This is a genomic window from Neobacillus drentensis (assembly GCF_036965245.1).
Taxonomy (GTDB): domain Bacteria; phylum Bacillota; class Bacilli; order Bacillales; family Cytobacillaceae; genus Neobacillus; species Neobacillus drentensis_G.
The window spans coordinates 121,789-140,606 of sequence record NZ_JBALPG010000021.1 but is presented as its reverse complement, the minus strand read 5'-3'; the positions used below and the strand labels follow the sequence as shown (position 1 = coordinate 140,606).

Here is an 18,818-nt window from a genome sequence, read left to right as displayed (position 1 = left end):
AAAGAGCCAAATGGCTCTTTTTTCATTTAGTTATGAACTTTGTTCTTCATTTGGCTTCGTCAGTAATACAGCACGTGGTTTACTTCCCTCGTATGGGCCTACTACTCCCCGTGCTTCCATTTCATCTATTAGACGGGCAGCTCTTGTATAGCCGATTCGGAAGCGGCGCTGCAGCATGGAAACGGATGCTGTTTGCATTTCAATGATTAAATCTACTGCTTCATCATATAAATCATCATCGACAGCACCTGTTACTTCTGGAATATCATCCGGAATCATTTCCTCTTGATATTGCGCCTTTTGTTGTGAAATAACGAATTCAACCGTATCTTCAACCTCATGATCGGAAAGAAAAGCTCCCTGAACACGTACAGGTTTTGATGCTCCTACTGGCAGGAATAACATATCACCTCGACCAAGCAGCTTTTCCGCCCCTCCCATATCCAAGATTGTTCTTGAATCGGTTGCACTGGATACTGCAAAGGCAATTCGCGATGGAATATTTGCTTTTATGACACCTGTTATAACGTCCACAGACGGCCGTTGGGTAGCTATGATTAAATGAATACCCGCAGCACGAGCCATTTGAGCAAGCCGTGTAATCGAGTCTTCCACATCGGATGAAGCAACCATCATTAAATCAGCTAACTCATCTACAATGACGACAATATATGGTAATAGTGGCTGTTTGTCATTTTCTTCACTATTATGTTTTCTTACGTGTTCATTATACCCTTCTATATTACGTGTACCTGTGTAGGAAAACAATTCATACCGTCTTTCCATTTCACTTACTACTTTCTTTAATGCTTGTGAAGCTTTTTTGGCATCGGTGACCACAGGTGCAAGCAAATGGGGAATACCGTTATAAACATTGAGTTCGACCATCTTTGGATCAATCATCATTAATTTAACTTCATGAGGCTTTGCTCTCATTAATATACTTGTGATAATACCATTAATACAAACACTTTTTCCACTTCCGGTTGCTCCAGCTACAAGTAAATGCGGCATTTTGTTTAATTCTGCCAGTACAGCTTCACCGGTAATATCCCTGCCAAGTCCGATTAACAATTTAGCATCTGGTTTATCATTTTGGGTAGCTTCTAGTACCTCCCTTAGGGAAACCATGGCGACCTCTGAATTTGGAACTTCAATTCCAATTGCTGATTTTCCGGGGATGGGAGCTTCTATTCGTATATCTTTGGCTGCAAGTGCTAATGCTAGGTCATCACTTAAGCTGACAATTTTACTTACTTTTACACCGACATCTGGGTGTACCTCATATTTTGTTACAGCAGGTCCTAAATGAACTTGGGTGACACGAGCTTTTACTCCAAAGCTTTGAAATGTTCTTTCAAGTTTTGCTGCGTTTGCATGGATTAGCTCATATTCACCACTTTGATCTGTTTTCTTTGGAAGCTTTAATAGTCTGAGTGGCGGTAATTCGTAAGCCACATTTTCTACTTCAGTAAATGTTATTGGCGGAGTAGTATCTACCTCGTCTTCTTCCGGTTTACTTTTTCTTTCCTTCGATTGTTCTTTTTGATTTTTTTCCTTAGGTGCCTCTTCTACATAAGCCCTGTCTGCAAAACTTGAAATGATAGGTTCAGGAATGATCGTTTCTTGCTGATTAGGCTGCTGCTGATTGTTTATAACGGGCACACTTTCTCTTTGGCGATTTTCTTGTTCTTTTTGTCTCTGAGATTTTCTCTCATTTTTTCGCTCTTCTTGTTTTTGTTTCCATTCAAACATATCTGTTTTAAAGGCATCCCATTGATTTTTTATGAAATCAATAAGGGTAATCATGATTTTCCCAATGAAATCTCCAAAGGATTTTCCAGTAAGTAAAATAATGCCAATAATAATGAAAATAAAAGCGATAATTTTTGTACCAGTTTCTGCGAAAAGGTAGTGAAATAAAGCAAACAGGATTGCTCCGAGAATTCCTCCTCCAAGATCGGTAGTGCTTGTTTCCCCTTTAAGTTCCATCATAAATAATTCCCAAGTGTTTCCGATTACACTAGGATCTCTAAATTTCCCCTCGTTGGTTAACAAATGAAAAAGTGTAACATGACTTAATAGAAGGATAGCAGAAACAATAAAATAGCTTCCAACTAACTTAATATGGAAGAAAAAAGGAATACAACGTTTCCACATTAAATAAACGCTTAATATTACCAGCCCAATTAAACCAAGCATATACCATTCCCCCATCCAAAAACGGAAGAATAGAACAATTGCTTTTCCAACTGCCCCAAGCTTTGCTATCGAAATTACCGCTAGAGCCAAAATAGCTAAAGCGGATAATTCGTATTGAACGGTTCGTTTTAAATGGTTATCTCTTTTTTTTGGTTTTCTTCTCTTTTTTTTTGCCATCTAATCACCTTGTATAATTCAGTTTGGCATATTATCTATACCTATTTGTTGATATAAAATTGGGGAAAAAGGAAAGCAGCCTGTTTGGCTGCTCTATAATTGATAACATAATTATACCATAATCTACTATTGCAATGCGGACAATCCTTCAAGGGTACCAGAAGAAATTTTTGCACCAGGGTAAATCCGCTCATTCATAAAATGCTGTGGGTCACTGCTTAAGATTCGAATAACTTGAACATCTTGCTGATCAGCAATCTCTACTAATAGGGGAATCCCTTGATAGGTTATCATTTGTTGTTTACTAGCAGCTTCTGCTTCATATGGAAAAACAAGTTCATTTGGCATCATCGTATATAAAATCATTGAATCAGCCCCTCATTTTTTTCTTTATTCTGATCGATCATTTCATTTAACTTTTTCATCGCAGGACCTAGTCCGCCTACTTCGTCGATTAATCCATAGTTTACTGCATCAACACCAATTACATTCGTTCCGATATCTCTTGTTAAATTTCCCTTTGCAAACATTAATTCTTTAAATGTTTCTTCCGTAATTTTGGAATGCTTTGTAACGAAATTGACAACCCTTTCCTGCATTTTATCCAAATATTCGAAGGTAGCTGGAACTCCAATAACAAGCCCAGTCAAGCGAATAGGATGAATGGTCATCGTTGCAGTTTCAGCAATGAATGAATAGTCGCAAGACACAGCAATCGGTACACCAATTGAATGACCACCGCCCAAAACAATGGAGACAGTTGGTTTTGATATAGATGCGATCATTTCGGATATGGCAAGCCCTGCTTCGACATCCCCGCCAACCGTATTTAATATTATTAACACGCCTTCTATTTTTGGATTTTGTTCAATTGCAACAAGTTGTGGCAGTATGTGCTCGTATTTTGTCGTTTTATTTTGCGGCGGCAAAGCTAAATGCCCTTCAATCTGGCCAATTATGGTTAAACAATGAATTCTCGAATCTACTGATAGCTGAGGCACATTCGTTTGACCAAGCTGTTGAATTTTCTCTATTAATGCTGAAGAAGGCTTTTCCTCTTTTTGAGGTTCTTGCTCTTCTTGGTTATCGTTATTGTTTTGAAAATCGTTATCCATCCTAATACTCCCTTCAAGCATGATATAATTTAGTATTTACCTATGGTATAATTTCATGCTTGAAATTATAAAAGGCACTGGTTTTCCCCAGCACCTTTTTTTAACATTATATTTCCATAATAATTGGTAGTATCATTGGTCTTCTTTTTGTTTTTTCAAATAAGGATCGATTTAATTCATCTCTTATTTCCTGCTTTAGGCTTGACCACTCAAATGAACCTTTCGCTGTATTTCTATCCACTATTTCACGCACTAATTTCGTAGATTCTTCCATCAATTTTTCTGATTCCCGAACATAGACAAACCCTCTTGAAATAATTTCAGGGCCAGCAGCAATTTTCTTTTCTTGTTTCGTTAACGTGACAACCACTATAAGAATACCATCTTGTGATAAAAGCTTTCTATCCCGTAATACGATATTTCCAACATCACCTACACCAATACCATCAATAAGGACATTGCCAGATGGAACCTTCCCGGTAATCGATAATGTTCCTTCCTTACATTCCACTACATCACCACGGTCAGGAATGATTATTTGGTCATCGGCAAGTCCGCAGTCAATAGCCACTTTTCTATGCGCTTTCAGCATCCGATATTCGCCATGAACAGGTATCAAAAATTTTGGATTCATTAAATTAATCATAAATTTCAATTCTTCTTGACTGCCATGGCTTGAAACATGAATGGTCCGTTTTCCATAAATAACATTTGCTCCTGCTCGGAATAACATATCGACAGTTTTGGATAAAAACACTTCACTGCCCTTTAATGGTGAAGCAGCAATTAATACGGTATCTCCATGTTGGATGTTCAAAAGCTTATGTGACTGCTTTGCCATTTTCTGCAAAGCCTCAATTGGTTCACCCTGGCTGCCCGTCATTAATACAACTATTTCGCGGTCTTGATATTCTTTAATTTCACTAACCGGGATAATGACATCATCAGCTACTTCTAAATACCCTAAATCAAGGGCAATATGATAAATTCTTTCAAGACTTTTCCCTACGACTGCAACTTTGCGGCCGTTTTCTCTTGCAGCATCAAAAATATGCTGGATCCGGCTTATATCCGATGCAAAGCATGCGGCAATAATTCGTCCCGGTGCATTATAAAAAGCATTAGACATTTCACGTTCAACAATGGCTTCAGATGTTGTGTATCCTGGTTTTTCAGCCTCGGTACTGTCTGACAGTAAACATAAAACCCCACGTTCCCCAATCGCTGCCATTTTTCCAATTTCAGGTTTATAAAATTTAGTTGCTGCCTGGTCAAATTTAAAGTCACCGGTATAGACAATAATTCCTTCCGACGTATGGATACATACACCAACTGAATCCGGGATACTATGATTTGTTCTAAAAAAACTGACATTTACAGCATCCAGTTCAACGACAGTGTCCGAAGTTACTTCAATAAAGTTTGCTCTAGCGTTATAAACCTGCTCCTTTAGCTTTGCATTCGCAAGAGCAAGGGTCAATTTCGTTCCATAAACCGGTACATCAACTTGACGAAGCACATAGGAAAGTGCACCAATATGGTCTTCATGTCCATGTGTTAAAAAAATCGCTTTTACCCGTTCCTTATTGTCTTTCAAATATGTTAGATCAGGAATGACCATATCGATACCGAGCATTTCTTCCTCGGGGAACATTAAGCCGGCATCAATGATGAATATGTCCTTGTCCACCTCAACAAGATACATATTCTTTCCGATTTCTCCTATACCACCAAGTGCTATAAACTTGATGGAGGTATTTTTTTTCTTAATCAATTTCCGTTTCCTCCTACCTGATGTTTAGCCCGATCGAGATCAGTTATGATTATTATACTTGATAGCAGAAAACCTTTACAACCAATATTAGCTTTTTTCGCAAACACACATCAATTTGATGTAAAAAGAGCCAACCGATCTTCGTTTCGGTTAGCTCTTAGTCATCATTAGTTATTATTTAATAAAGAAATCAAGGTAGCACGTTCTTGTTCCGTTAAACCCACAAGTGGCAGCCTGACAGAACCAACATCCAGCCCCGATACCTGCAATGCCGTTTTTACTGGAGCTGGGCTTGGAGCTGCAAATAGCCCCTGCATAATTGGAAGCAATTGCTGATGGTATGTTGCAGCCCTGGCATTTTCTCCATCAAAAAACGCTTTAATCATCTCCTGCATTTCATTTCCAATCACATGAGAAGCAACTGAGACAACACCAGCTCCGCCGATGGAAAGCACCGGAATTGTTAAGCTATCATCCCCGCTATATAAAACAAAATCCTCATCCGTATTGGCAATGATTTGTGTCATAGCGTTTAAATCCCCACTTGCTTCCTTTACAGCTACAATATTAGGGATCTTAGACAGGCGAATAATCGTCTCTGGAAGAATATTAACCACTGACCTGCCCGGAATATTGTACACCATGACCGGAAGGGATGTTGCTTCAGCGACTGCTTTGAAATGCTGATACAAGCCTTCTTGATTTGGTTTATTATAATATGGTGCTACGACCAAAATTGCATCCACACCAAGCTGCTCAGCTTTTTTAGTCAATTCGATCGATGCATAAGTATTATTACTTCCAGTACCCGCAATAACTGGAACTCGTTTTTTTACAACTTTTACAACATGATCAAATAAGGCCAGCTTTTCTTCTTTCGATAATGTTGGTGATTCACCAGTAGTTCCTGCAATCACAAGGGAGTCTGTTCCATTTTCTAATAAGTAATTAACTAATTGAGTGGTCTTAGCAAAGTCTATATGTCCCTTTTTATCAAAGGGGGTTACCATTGCCGTGGAAACTCGCCCGAATTGAACCATTTTCCTACTCCTTTCAATACAAACAGATTGCCCAAAACACCGTTTTGTACCGCTTCAATTCCAATTTAATAAAACAGCTTTTATTCTTTTTAACACTTTACAATTCTGAAAGATTTAATTCCATTGATTCTTCATCTAATTGGAAAGCATCATGTAAGGCATTTACAGATTTAACCAGATCATCTTGCATTACTAATACCCAAATGGTTGTATGACTGTCTGCTGATTGTAAAATACGAATTCCATGATCTGATAAGGCTGTAACGATTTTGGAAGTAACCCCCGGCACACCAGCTATTCCTGCCCCAACGACTGAAACCTTAGCACAATAACGTTCGACTACTGGCTCATGACCTAATTCGTTTAAGACATGAATCGCCCGATCCGTCATTTCTTCTGTTACAGTATAAACTACGCCATTCAGCGAAATATTAATAAAGTCAACACTAATTTTTTCATTAGCCATCGCTTTAAAAACTTCTGCCTGCAAATTATATTGATCCTTTTTAGCAAAAACCTTTATTTGCGTGACATTTGATACGTGGGCAATCCCAGTAACAGTTCGCTCTTTAATGTCACTTCCACGCTTATCTTTATTTAAGGTTGTAACCAATGTTCCCAGATTGTCGGAATAAGTGGAACGGATACGAATCGGCACTTTTGCCTGCATGGCAATTTCCACTGCTCGCGGATGAATGACCTTTGCACCCTGATAGGCCATATTACACACCTCTGTATAGGTAACCACAGGGAGTGGCCGTGCATTTTCAGCAATGCGAGGGTCAGCTGTCATAATCCCTTCTACATCGGTAAAAATATCTATCCATTCAGCATTAAGAGCCGCTCCTAGTGCTGCAGCGGAGGTGTCACTTCCCCCCCGTCCAATTGTGGTAATATCCCCATTTTTCGCAGCACCTTGAAATCCAGCAACGACTACGACATCTCTATTCTCAAGTTCCTTAAGCAGCCTATCACATTTCATTTCGTTTATTTTTGCATTTGTATGGTCATTGTTGGTGCGGAAGCCTGCTTGTGCTCCTGTTAACGCTATGGCATTTATTCCGCTCTCTAATAACATATTCGAAAAAATAACACTAGAAATAACCTCTCCACAGGACAATAATAAATCATGTTCCCGTTTTGAGATTTTGCTTAGGTTGCCCCCAATTAATGATAATAGTGTGTCGGTTGCATAGGGGTCACCCTTTCTCCCCATTGCTGATACGACAACAACAACCTTGTAGCCTTCAGCTAATGCTTTTTCGATATGGCCTTGAGCATATTTTCTACTTTTCTCATCTTTGACAGAAGTCCCGCCAAATTTTTGGACAATAATTTTCATGGTGACACCAAAACCTGCCTTTTGGATGTAACTTTAATTAATATCAAAATTTATATGATTGAACATTGATAACAATCTAGCTCCGGCGCACAGCGACTAGTTTATTGATCTTTTCCTCAATACCTCGCTAAACGGGTGTTCGCTTTTTATTTTACTAAGCCTAATTTCACTAAACTCTCAGCGATTTGGACTGAATTCCAGGCTGCACCTTTTAGCAGATTATCTGAAACTACCCACATATGGAAGCCACGGTCTTCATCGATGTCTTTTCTGATTCGGCCTACAAAGACATCATTTTTCCCAACACAATTTGCTGGCATTGGATATACTTGATTTTCCGGATCATCCTGGAGGATAACACCTGGAGCATCCTTTAATAACGCTTTAATATCATTCGCACTTACATCCCCTGATTCAATTTCGAAGTAGACGGATTCAGAATGGCCTACCGCAATAGGAAGACGAACACAGGTTGCTGAAACCTGTAACTCCGGTAAATGCATAATTTTTTTTGTTTCATTAATCATTTTCATTTCTTCAAACGTATAGCCATTTTCTTGGAACTTATCAATTTGAGGTATGGCATTAAAAGCAATTTGATAATGATTCGAATCTGATTTCACTGGTAAAATACTAGGTTCATACGCTTCTTCATTTAAGATTGATTTTGTTTGTTCCATTAATTCTTCAACCGCAGCAGCACCTGCACCCGAAACCGCTTGATAAGTGGATACAATGACTTTTTTCAAACCATACTTTTGACGAATTGGTTCCAGGGCAACCACCATTTGTATGGTTGAGCAATTTGGATTAGCTATGATTCCATTATGGTGATGCAAGTCAGCTTCGTTCACTTCAGGAACTACTAGTGGTGTATCTAAAGCCATTCTAAATGCACTAGTGTTGTCCACGACGATGGCACCACGTTTAACTGCTTCAGGCCCGAGTTCCTTCGAAACACTGCCGCCAGCACTGAATAAAGCAATTTCTACTCCCTCAAAACTCTCAGGTTTAGCTTCCTGGATCGTTATTTCTTGACCATTTACATTTACTATTTTCCCTGCTGACCTTGCTGATGATAAGAGGGTAAGTTTCCTGATTGGAAAATTCTCTTTGATTAATGTTTGAATCATTTGTTGTCCAACTGCTCCTGTTGCTCCAACAACGGCAACGTGATAACCATTTTGCTGATTCATTTCTAGTTCCCCTTTCAATCTTTCAACTCTATATTGCTGGTCATTTCTATTTTATATATCATATCAGGAGGGGGAATATCCCCCTGATGAAGGATTAATTAATTTTAACATATTCTTTTAAAGAAATAACCTTTTTTGCAGAAAGGGGGGAGAAAATTAGTCCGCTTCATTATACCTTTCAACCAGGACGGGTTGAAGCTGTTTCCCTTCTAATGCGTCTTCTACTGTATCTAATAACAGAGTCATTCTGGCAACCATCGAATTTGGTTTTTTCACTGGATCATCCTGCCCATAGGGTATAAAATAAATATTTTTTGTTGCCATTAATTTCATTAAGTTTACACCGTTTAAACCAAGTGCATCATTTGTTGAAATCCCAAGAACGACAGGCTTTAAATTTCTTAAAGTTGCTTTTGCAGCCATTAAAACGGGGCTATCATTAATAGCATTGGCAAATTTACTCATTGAAACGCCTGTTAATGGCGCAATAACCATGCAATCAAGTGGAATTTTCGGACCTAAAGGTTCTGCTTTAACAATCGAATCAATCACCTTATGACCTGTTAATTCTTCAATTCTTTGAATCCAATCTTCCCCTTTACCAAAACGGGTTTCTGTATTTTTAACTGTAAACGTTACAACTGGCATTACCTCTGCACCGGCCTGCACTAATTTTTCAATTTCTGGGAAAACCGCATCATATGTGCAATGTGAGCCGGTAAGACCAAAGCCAATTCTTTTACCTTTTAAACTCATTTTACTTTCCCCTTTCGGTTTTTCAGGTCATCTTGGAGTAGTTGTGCTAGAACATCAGCAAGAATAGTGCCTGCTGTTTTTGGAGCAACAATACCAGGCAAACTAGGAGCGAGCAAAGCTTTAATTCCTCGTTTTTCTGCATAACGAAAATCTGTTCCACCAGGCTTTGAGGCAATATCAATAACCAATGTATGGGCTGGCAGCTTTGCTATTACTGCTGCACTTACGATTGGATAGGGAATGGTGTTGATCAGAATATCCGTTCCCGTAACTTCTTTCTCGATATTGCTTAAATGAAATGGAGTGACACCCATTTCGGTAATTCTTGCAAGATGTTCACTTTTTCTTGCTCCAACTTTTACTTTTGCACCAAGTGCATGGAAGGCCCTCGCTGTACTCATACCACATCTTCCTAACCCCAAAATGGTGATATTAGAACTATGAATGGTAAAATCAGTATGCTGTATAGCCATCATAATTGTTCCTTCGACCGTGGGAATAGAATTATATATAGCTACATCGTCCCTTGAGAATAGCTGCACAAGTGTTCTTTTCGACTGCTTTATAATTCCATTTAAAAATGCATTACTTATTCCTGAATAAATCGTGCAATGTTCAGGGGTTTTAGAAAGTATATCCTCTGATAAAATTACTTTCTCATTCGAGAAAATCGTTTCTACCTGACCTTCTAGATTCGTGCCAGCTACTGGCAAAATAAGAGCGTCTATATTCGAGAAATCAACCTCATCCAACTTTTCCTTAACAGCACCAGTGAACGCATGGTCAAGGTGTTCGAACCCAATTAGCGATAGTCGGGCATCTAATTCGGTTAACTTCCGGATAATTTCCAGCTGTCTGGCATCTCCACCAATCAAGGCTATCTGCATCCCTGTCAGCATGAAAACATTCACCTTCTTTTTTAAAATCCATTTAGGAATTCTTTTTCATTGTCTAGCTCCAGAGCCCAGCGCTAGTGGACTTCACGCATCTCCCTGCAATAAGTCAACACAGGAACGCTTCGCTCTCAGTGTTGTCTAGCTTCAGCGCCTAGGGGCTCGGGGTCATAAGCGTGTCTAGTTGCGGCTCCTTGGGACTCGAGTTGTAAGCCACCCCCTGAAGAAGGCAAAAAGCGCCTTCTTGCAGGGGTCGTCTTACGCTTTCGTCCCAAAACAGTCGCCTCCACATTTCAATCAATCCGTCAAGAAGGCTAAAATACAGCCTTCTCGTCGGCTCGTCTTATGCCTGTCGCCCCTGTTCAAGGCGCTTCCGTTTTTCTAGTTGTCTAGCTTCAGCGCCTAGGGGCTTCCGCTTTTCTATTTTCCTTAATCGCAGTCGAAGTGCTTCAGTCCATGCACCGCGCAAAGGAAGCTTCCGCTTTCTTCTTATCACTTCACCATCTTATGTAATTTTGCTTCATTAGGTGAGTTTTCCACCTTTAGAAAAATAAAAAAAGCCCAAGCAAAAATTGTTTTGCTTGGGCTTCTTTATGTTTGCTATTCATCATCCGGAATATCAATAATGATCATGTCAGTTCCAATTTTTTTTATATGCTGCCATGGCACTCTGATTTCATCACCCTGTTTCCGAAAACCAAACCACTTTAATGAAGGAATTAGCAGTGCCTGTATTTGACCAGTGCCTTCATTAATTTCTAAATCGGTTTGACCAAGTACTCCGAGGCGCTCTGCCTTTTTAACATCAACAATTTCTTTACCGCTTAATTCACTTAACCTCACTGCATAGGAACCCCCTTCATTACCCTTTTTTATTAGTTTATAAGAGGAAGTCCTTATTTAGACTAAAGAAAAAAAACAGTTCGAAAAGAAATGTTGTCTTCTATTAAGATAATTTATTTGGGAATTCTCCGTCAGGACTAATCAATGTCACGGAGTATTGATCAGTAAAAACTGCATTTGCCATTTCGTCAACTCTATTTTTAGAAACTGCATCAATCTGTTCAATAATTTCGTCAAGAGAGCGATGCCGTTTTAATAAAAGTTCATTTTTACCGTTACGGCTCATTCGGCTATTTGTACTTTCTAAACTTAACATTAAGCCGCCTTTCAACTGCTCTTTACTATTCGTTAATTCCTTTTCAGTAATTCCATCTTGTTTTAATTTTCCTAGAGTTTCCTGGATAGTTTCAAATAAAACATCCAACTGCTTAGCACCCGTTCCTCCATAGACAGTCACAATCCCACTATCCTGATAGGCAGAATGGTAGGAGAATACTGAGTATGCTAAGCCCCTTTGTTCACGAACTTCCTGAAATAGTCTTGAGCTCATGCTTCCGCCTAATATATTGTTTAAGGTAATTAAATTATATATATCCTCATGTCCTACCTTTAATCCTTCAAAACCAATACATAAATGGGCTTGCTCTGTATCTTTTTTCCTTGATATTCGATTGGAATGAAATGAAGGAACGTTTTCAGGCGTTTCTTTTATACCGCCCTGATAGGAACCAAAATAATCTTCAACATCCTTGATAAAACTTTCTGAAACATTTCCAGCAATCGAAATAACTACATTTTCAGGTGTATATCGTTCATGAATATATTCCTTGAGTGTTTCTCCAGTAAAAGTATTTAATGTTTCCTCCGTCCCTAAGATTGGGTATCCAAGTGGATGGTCACCAAAAACAGCCCGGCTTAATAAATCATGAACAATATCGTCCGGCGTATCTTCATACATTTTTATCTCTTCTAAAACTACATTTCTTTCTTTATTTAATTCTTCTTCCACAAATGTAGAATTAAAGAACATATCAGCTAACACATCTAATGCGAATTTAGAATGGGTATCAAGCACTTTTGCATAATAGCATGTATATTCTTTGGAAGTAAAGGCATTTACCTGTCCGCCAATGCTATCAAATGATTCAGCAATTTCCTTTGCCGATCGTGTCGTCGTTCCTTTAAAAAACATATGCTCTAGGAAATGGGAAATCCCATTTGTTTTTGGATTCTCATTTCTGGAACCTGTGCCAATCCAAACACCTATGGCAACAGATCGGACGGTTGGGATATTTTCTAATACAATTCTTACTCCGTTTTGGCAAGTGTACTTATTAATCATTGACTTCCTCCTGTCGATACAGTGAAACTTCAATTAGTGGGGGGTTTCTTACCCCCCACTAATTGTTAGTTGAACCAATCGGGCTTTTATGGGCAGTTGAGCCCCGATTATACATATTTTCACTCTAAGTCTTTACGTGGTGGTCTTACTGAGGGTTAATTCGGAATAAACAGCAGATGCTACTACTTCAATTATTTATTATACTTTCTAAAAAGTATTTTCTCCAATTTTCTGTTATATTTTGCCTAAATTATTTAATAATTCTTTCCTCGTTCATTAGTTCAGTAACCGTACCAATTTGTAAATTTTTTTGCTTAATTAAGGTAATCAATTGATCGAGCGATTTTGCTGTTGATTCTGTTGGATGCATGAGAACCATCGAACCATTATCAATTTTAGACATGACACGATTAATTAGAACCTCGGGAGATGGCTTTCGCCAGTCTACTGTATCTACCGTCCACATTACCGTCTTCATGTTAAGTTCATTTGCAATTTTTATTGTCTCATCCCGATAGCTGCCACTAGGTGGTGCGAACCACACACATTTCTCCCCTGTCGCTGCTTCAATAATCTCATTAGTTTTTATAATTTGTTCCCGTGCTTTTGCTGCAGTCAGTTGCTTCATATCCGGATGGGAGTAAGAATGATTTCCAACTTCATGGCCTGCGCTCACAATCATTTTTGCAAGTTCAGGATTCTTTTTAACCCAATACCCTTCAAGAAAAAAACTTGCTGAAACATTGTGTTTTTTTAGAGTAGCAAGCATTCCAGATAAATATTCATTACCCCATGCAACATTAATAATGAAGGTAACCATAGGTTTATCAGGATGACCTTTATAAATCGGCGAGGGTGGTAAATCCTGTAGATGTATCTTTGGTTTGGTCTGAACAAACACAAGCTTCTTTTCATCAAAAACTTTCTTTATCTTCATATTTTTATACGAAGCAGCAATATCAATTTTGAGTCCATTATATCCGGGAATGGCCTTCCAGACTGAGTCAACCTTCGCATCGGATGGTGGAATTTCATATGTAGATGCTTTTTTAATAATACTTTGATATAGAGGATCTGACTCCTGCTTAGCTGCCGGAAGTGCAGATTGTTTTAATACGGCTATAAATTTATCCACTATGGGATTGTTTACTAAAATCCATGCAGCCAAACAAATAACAAAAAAAATAAGAACCTTTTTCATCTACATTTCCCCCTTCCATACAGATTATGTATAAGGGGGACAAGGTAGAACTGAGAAAGCTGATGTACCAGTTATAAATACATCATATACGGAAAAAGTCAGGGAATGACCCCTGACTTTTTATTATCTTAGATTTTTCATATGCCTGCTTTTCTGCTTATTGCTTATCTTCAGCCTTTTCCCGCTGTTCTTTTAATACGGATTTGCGAGATAAATTAACACGCCCTTGTTTATCTATTTCGGTCACCTTAACTAAAATTTCGTCCCCGATCTTTACAACATCTTCCACTTTACCTACACGCTCTTCAGCAAGTTCAGAAATGTGAACGAGTCCGTCTTTTCCTGCAAAGATTTCTACAAAGGCCCCAAACTTTTCTATCCGTTTGACCTTACCAAGATACATTTGTCCTACTTCAACCTCACGGACAATATCCTCAATGATTTTCTTCGCTTTTTGATTCATTTCTTGATTAGCAGAAGCAATAAAGATAGTACCATCTTGCTCGATATCAATCTTAACGCCAGTTTCTTCAATAATCTTATTAATTTGTTTACCACTTGGTCCAATGACATCGCGAATTTTATCTGGGTTAATTGTCATTGTTAAGATTTTCGGTGCAAACTGGGAAAGCTCTGTTCTTGGTTCTGTAATCGTAGCTAGCATTGAATCTAAAATATGCATTCTTCCAACCTTTGCCTGCTGCAAAGCCTCTTCTAAAATCTCGCGGGAAAGACCTGCAATTTTTATATCCATTTGAAGTGCCGTAACCCCTTTAGCGGTTCCAGCAACTTTAAAATCCATGTCTCCCAGATGATCTTCCATTCCTTGAATATCAGATAAAACAGTATAATGCTCACCTGATTTTACAAGTCCCATAGCAATCCCTGCAACAGGTGCTTTTATTGGCACACCTGCATCCATCATCGCTAATGTACTGGCACAAATACTAGCTTGTGATGTTGAACCATTTGATTCAAGTACCTCAGAAACAAGACGGATGGTGTATGGAAAATCATTTTCAGACGGAATAACCGGTTCAAGAGCTCGTTCACCAAGCGCTCCATGTCCAATTTCTCTTCGGCCTGGTCCACGAATTGGGCCAGTTTCTCCAACACTAAAGGATGGGAAGTTGTAATGGTGCATAAAGCGTTTTTCTTCCTCGATACCTAAACCATCAAGAATCTGAACATCCCCCATTGCTCCAAGGGTACAGATACTTAATGCTTGAGTTTGCCCGCGTGTAAATAATCCGGAACCGTGTGTACGCGGCAATATACTAACTTGTGAAGATAATGGACGGATTTCATCAATTTTACGACCATCTGGACGAACCTTTTCCACTGTTATTAAGCGGCGTACTTCACCCTTGACGATCTTGTCCAAGATTTGCTTCACTTGTTTCATGTCGTCTTCTGTTGCTTCTTGTTCCTCATATTTGGCAATAACCTGGTTTTTAACTTCTTTAATGGCATCCTCACGAGCATGCTTTTCTTGAACTTGAATAGCCTTAAGCATGTCAGCTTCACATAATTCTCTTACTTCGGCTTCAAGCGCTATATCTATTTCATATAAAGTGATTTCTCTTTTTTCCTTACCAATTTCAGCAACAATTTTCTCCTGGAAATCGATTAAGCGTTTGATTTCATCATGACCAAACATAATGGCCTCAAGCATGATTTCTTCAGGCACTTCAAGAGCTCCTGCCTCAACCATATTAATCGCATCTTTTGTACCGGCAACTGTTAAGTGGATATCACTATTTTCAGCCTGGTCAACAGTTGGGTTGATAACAAATTCATTATTTACCCGACCAACAACGACACCAGCAATTGGCCCTTCAAATGGAATATCTGAAGTACAAAGCGCCAAGGAAGACCCGAACATCGCTGCCATTTCTGTTGAGCAATCTTGATCCACACTCATAACGATACTAATTACCTGAACATCATTTCGGAAACCATCAGCAAAAAGCGGACGTATCGGACGGTCAATCAGACGACTCGCTAAAATAGCCTTTTCACTCGGACGGCCTTCACGTTTAATAAACCCACCAGGGATTTTCCCAACTGCATACAATCGTTCCTCATAGTTAACTGTTAATGGAAAAAAATCTAGGTTCCTCGGTTCTTTTGATGCTGTTGCAGTACTTAATACGGCAGTATCACCGTAGCGAACCATAACTGCACCGTTTGCTTGTTTTGCTAATTGGCCGATTTCAACGGTTAGTTTACGTCCAGCCCACTCCATAGAATATTCATGTTTCATTTGTTCCATATTTTTACCCCTCTCTATCTACATCACTTAGAGGATGATGCGAAAAAAATTAATTATTTCGCTGTAATCATCATTTTAATCTATACTCATATAAAAAAAGCCTAAAAAGCTTATATTATCAATCAAATTAATTATAGTATGCACAAATAAGTTCTGAATTAAAATTATGTATAAAAATTTCTTTATTTGTCTAACTTCATCGCTTTTTAAACCTAACAAAAAAGCGGGAAAAATCCCGCTTCTGTAAACTAACGACGTAGACCAAGCTTATTAATTAACACACGGTAACGTTGAACGTCTTTATTACGAAGAAATGTTAAAAGATTACGACGTTTACCAACCATTTTCAAAAGACCGCGACGTGAGTGGTGATCTTTCTTGTGTGTACGTAAGTGCTCGTTCAAATTATTGATTGATTCAGTAAGGACAGCGATTTGAACTTCTGCAGATCCAGTGTCGCTCTCATGAGTTTTGTACTCATTGATAAGTTCATTTTTACGTTCTTGAGTGATTGCCATCCAGGTTCACCTCCTAATTTTTCATATCCCCTGTTACCGAGCAAGCGTCGGTGACTCGTCTTGCCAAGCAAAGGTTTGTTTTTAATACGTATTTAAGAATACATGGTTTTAAGTCAAAAAGCAAGTTAAAACCTTACTTTATTGTAAGAAAAACTTCTTTTAAGCGACAATGTCAGGAAAATTGTCGATTTTTTTTAAAGTAATCAATTGTTTGTTGTTTATCTTTTTCTATTTGTGTGACGAGTTGTTCGATACCTGAAAATTTTTGTTCCTTACGAAGGTAAAGATGCCATTCGATGACCACTTCTTGCCCATAAATATCTTGATCAAAGTCAAATAAATGAACCTCTACAGACAGCTTTTTTGATTCCTTATTAAACGTAGGTTTATACCCCACATTACAAACTCCATAATACCAATCAGAATAAACCCTCATTCTCACTGCATAAACTCCAAGAGGAGGGATGATATATTCATCCTTAATGTTAATATTTGCAGTTGGAAAACCAATTGTCCTGCCGCGTTTATCCCCATGAATGACCTCTCCAGTTATTGTATAGAATCTTCCAAGAAGTGATGGAAGTTCATTTGTTTTTCCTTCCTTAAGAAGATGTCGAATTTTTGTTGAGCTTACCTTTTCGTTGTCTTGAACAAACTTTGGAACAACTGAATAAGAAAATTTTTCTCGTGAATGAAATGGTAAGGTTTCCATAGTCCCTTTCCCCATTCGTCCATACGTATAGTCAAATCCAGCCACTACATGTTGTACATTAAGCCCGATTACATACTGATCGATAAATTCCTGGGGCAGTAGATGAGCGAATTCCGCTGAGAAATTGACAATAAATAAATTATCTATCCCAAGCTCTTCAATAAATTTAACTTTTTCACCTAATGGGGTTATATATTGAACATGCTTTTCATTTTTTCCTAATACAACAGAAGGATGGGGGTCAAATGTCATTACTGCACTATAACAACCTTTTTCTTCTGCTTGCTTTTTTGCCTCTAGAATGACTTGTTGATGGCCGAGGTGAACACCGTCAAAATAACCAAGTGCCATTGCCAGAGGGGGGAACTCATTGCTTGCTATCTTATATGGGAAATTAAGCCTTTTTACTTCCAAATGAAACTCACCTTTTCTTTACCGACCCTTTTTATTCTATATCGTTACGTAATACTTTAACTGGTTTAAGAAGACCTGGCTTGTTTGGATGCTTTGAATAAATAGCCAGAGCCAGTCCATCTTCAGTTTCAGCAATAATTGGTCCGTTACTAGTTTTTAAATGTTCTGGTATTTCTAATAGTGCACCGTTTTTCACTTTCTCTGCTACTTTATCATTAATCAGTAATTTCGGCAAATGAGAAAGCGCTGATTCTAATGGTCTTAACACGCTAGAGATGGTGCCGGCTTCCATATGTTTTTCAATTTCTTCAAATGTTAAACAATCATCCAATGAAAAAGCAGCAGATTGAACTCGTTGTAAACTGGACATATGAGCAGGAAAGCCAAGGAGTTCACCAATCATGACAGCTAATGTTCGGATATATGTCCCTTTACTGCAACTTACTTTAAATCGAAATGAAATAACCTCCCCTTGAAATTGCTCCCTATCATCTATCATTTCGATAGAATAAATGGTTACTTTCCTGGTAGGGCGTTCTACTTCTATTCCTTTACGAGCATATTCATAAAGTCTCACCCCTCCTACTTTCACTGCAGAATACATCGGAGGAGTTTGTTCAATTTCTCCAGTGAGCGAATGCAGTACCTTCAAGATTTCTTCTCTAGAAATGATCCGATCCACGGCCTTTTTTTCTACCACTTCACCTGAAGCATCTTCAGTAGTGGTGGAAAAGCCAACCGTCACTTCCCCAACATAAGCTTTACCTGCATCAGTTATGTATTCCGCTACTTTTGTTGCTTTCCCTATACAAATAGGAAGAACTCCGGTTACATCAGGATCAAGTGTACCGGTATGACCTACCTTCTTCGTCTTTAGAATCTTTCTTAATTTAAAAATACAGTCATGCGATGTTAACCCAGCAGGCTTAAATAATGGTAAAATTCCTTCCAAGATTAACTCTCCTATCTAAATGTTATCGAAAAAAATGGATAGACTTGTGTCTATCCATTTCCCTTT

At 38.5% G+C, this 18,818-nt stretch carries 17 protein-coding genes; all 17 read right to left on the bottom strand.

All coding sequences use genetic code 11. The annotated features are described in order from the left end of the window. Nucleotides 1-30: 30 nt before the first annotated feature. Nucleotides 31-2,379, bottom strand: a complete 2,349-nt coding sequence (locus V7150_RS06185; RefSeq protein ID WP_335514941.1) for a DNA translocase FtsK — start codon at nucleotides 2,377-2,379, stop codon at nucleotides 31-33. Nucleotides 2,380-2,505: 126 nt separating this feature from the next. Beyond that, nucleotides 2,506-2,745, bottom strand: a complete 240-nt coding sequence (locus V7150_RS06180; RefSeq protein WP_335514938.1) for a YlzJ-like family protein — start codon at nucleotides 2,743-2,745, stop codon at nucleotides 2,506-2,508. Next, entirely contained in the window at nucleotides 2,742-3,494 is a 753-nt protein-coding gene (locus tag V7150_RS06175) for a ClpP family protease (RefSeq protein ID WP_335514936.1), read from the bottom strand. Before V7150_RS06175 ends, V7150_RS06180 begins: the two co-directional genes overlap by 4 nt. A gap of 106 nt (nucleotides 3,495-3,600) precedes the next feature. Beyond that, complete coding sequence (locus V7150_RS06170) at nucleotides 3,601-5,268, bottom strand: ribonuclease J (protein WP_335514933.1); 1,668 nt, start codon at nucleotides 5,266-5,268, stop codon at nucleotides 3,601-3,603. 167 nt (nucleotides 5,269-5,435) lie between these two features. Beyond that, a complete protein-coding gene (dapA, locus tag V7150_RS06165; protein ID WP_335514929.1) occupies nucleotides 5,436-6,308 on the bottom strand; it encodes a 4-hydroxy-tetrahydrodipicolinate synthase in 873 nt (290 codons plus the stop codon). A 97-nt stretch (nucleotides 6,309-6,405) separates the two neighbouring features. Continuing rightward, nucleotides 6,406-7,650 (bottom strand): aspartate kinase, encoded by a 1,245-nt coding sequence (dapG, locus tag V7150_RS06160; RefSeq protein WP_335514927.1) that lies wholly within the window; start codon nucleotides 7,648-7,650, stop codon nucleotides 6,406-6,408. A 146-nt stretch (nucleotides 7,651-7,796) separates the two neighbouring features. After that, nucleotides 7,797-8,846 carry an aspartate-semialdehyde dehydrogenase gene (gene asd / locus V7150_RS06155; protein WP_335514925.1) on the bottom strand — a complete coding sequence of 350 codons (1,050 nt, stop codon included), beginning with the start codon at nucleotides 8,844-8,846 and terminating at the stop codon, nucleotides 7,797-7,799. A 156-nt stretch (nucleotides 8,847-9,002) separates the two neighbouring features. Continuing rightward, entirely contained in the window at nucleotides 9,003-9,602 is a 600-nt protein-coding gene (dpaB, locus tag V7150_RS06150) for a dipicolinate synthase subunit B (RefSeq protein ID WP_335514922.1), read from the bottom strand. Further along, nucleotides 9,599-10,501 (bottom strand): dipicolinic acid synthetase subunit A, encoded by a 903-nt coding sequence (gene dpaA / locus V7150_RS06145; protein WP_335514958.1) that lies wholly within the window; start codon nucleotides 10,499-10,501, stop codon nucleotides 9,599-9,601. Before dpaA ends, dpaB begins: the two co-directional genes overlap by 4 nt. Nucleotides 10,502-10,838: 337 nt before the next feature. Further along, on the bottom strand, nucleotides 10,839-10,991 hold the full coding sequence (locus V7150_RS06140; RefSeq protein WP_335514920.1) for a hypothetical protein: 153 nt from the start codon (nucleotides 10,989-10,991) through the stop codon (nucleotides 10,839-10,841). Nucleotides 10,992-11,095: 104 nt separating this feature from the next. Beyond that, entirely contained in the window at nucleotides 11,096-11,338 is a 243-nt protein-coding gene (locus tag V7150_RS06135) for a YlmC/YmxH family sporulation protein (protein WP_283922654.1), read from the bottom strand. A gap of 103 nt (nucleotides 11,339-11,441) precedes the next feature. Beyond that, nucleotides 11,442-12,680, bottom strand: a complete 1,239-nt coding sequence (locus tag V7150_RS06130; protein WP_335514917.1) for a M16 family metallopeptidase — start codon at nucleotides 12,678-12,680, stop codon at nucleotides 11,442-11,444. A 250-nt stretch (nucleotides 12,681-12,930) separates the two neighbouring features. Beyond that, nucleotides 12,931-13,881 carry a polysaccharide deacetylase family protein gene (locus V7150_RS06125; RefSeq protein WP_335514914.1) on the bottom strand — a complete coding sequence of 317 codons (951 nt, stop codon included), beginning with the start codon at nucleotides 13,879-13,881 and terminating at the stop codon, nucleotides 12,931-12,933. A gap of 157 nt (nucleotides 13,882-14,038) precedes the next feature. After that, nucleotides 14,039-16,156 carry a polyribonucleotide nucleotidyltransferase gene (pnp, locus tag V7150_RS06120; protein WP_335514911.1) on the bottom strand — a complete coding sequence of 706 codons (2,118 nt, stop codon included), beginning with the start codon at nucleotides 16,154-16,156 and terminating at the stop codon, nucleotides 14,039-14,041. A 248-nt stretch (nucleotides 16,157-16,404) separates the two neighbouring features. After that, complete coding sequence (gene rpsO / locus V7150_RS06115; RefSeq protein WP_024026799.1) at nucleotides 16,405-16,674, bottom strand: 30S ribosomal protein S15; 270 nt, start codon at nucleotides 16,672-16,674, stop codon at nucleotides 16,405-16,407. 172 nt (nucleotides 16,675-16,846) lie between these two features. Then, the gene (gene ribF, locus V7150_RS06110; RefSeq protein WP_335514908.1) at nucleotides 16,847-17,800 is read right to left on the bottom strand and encodes a bifunctional riboflavin kinase/FAD synthetase; all 954 of its coding nucleotides are present in this window, start codon (nucleotides 17,798-17,800) and stop codon (nucleotides 16,847-16,849) included. Nucleotides 17,801-17,831: 31 nt separating this feature from the next. Then, complete coding sequence (gene truB / locus V7150_RS06105; RefSeq protein WP_335514906.1) at nucleotides 17,832-18,752, bottom strand: tRNA pseudouridine(55) synthase TruB; 921 nt, start codon at nucleotides 18,750-18,752, stop codon at nucleotides 17,832-17,834. Nucleotides 18,753-18,818 lie beyond the last annotated feature (66 nt).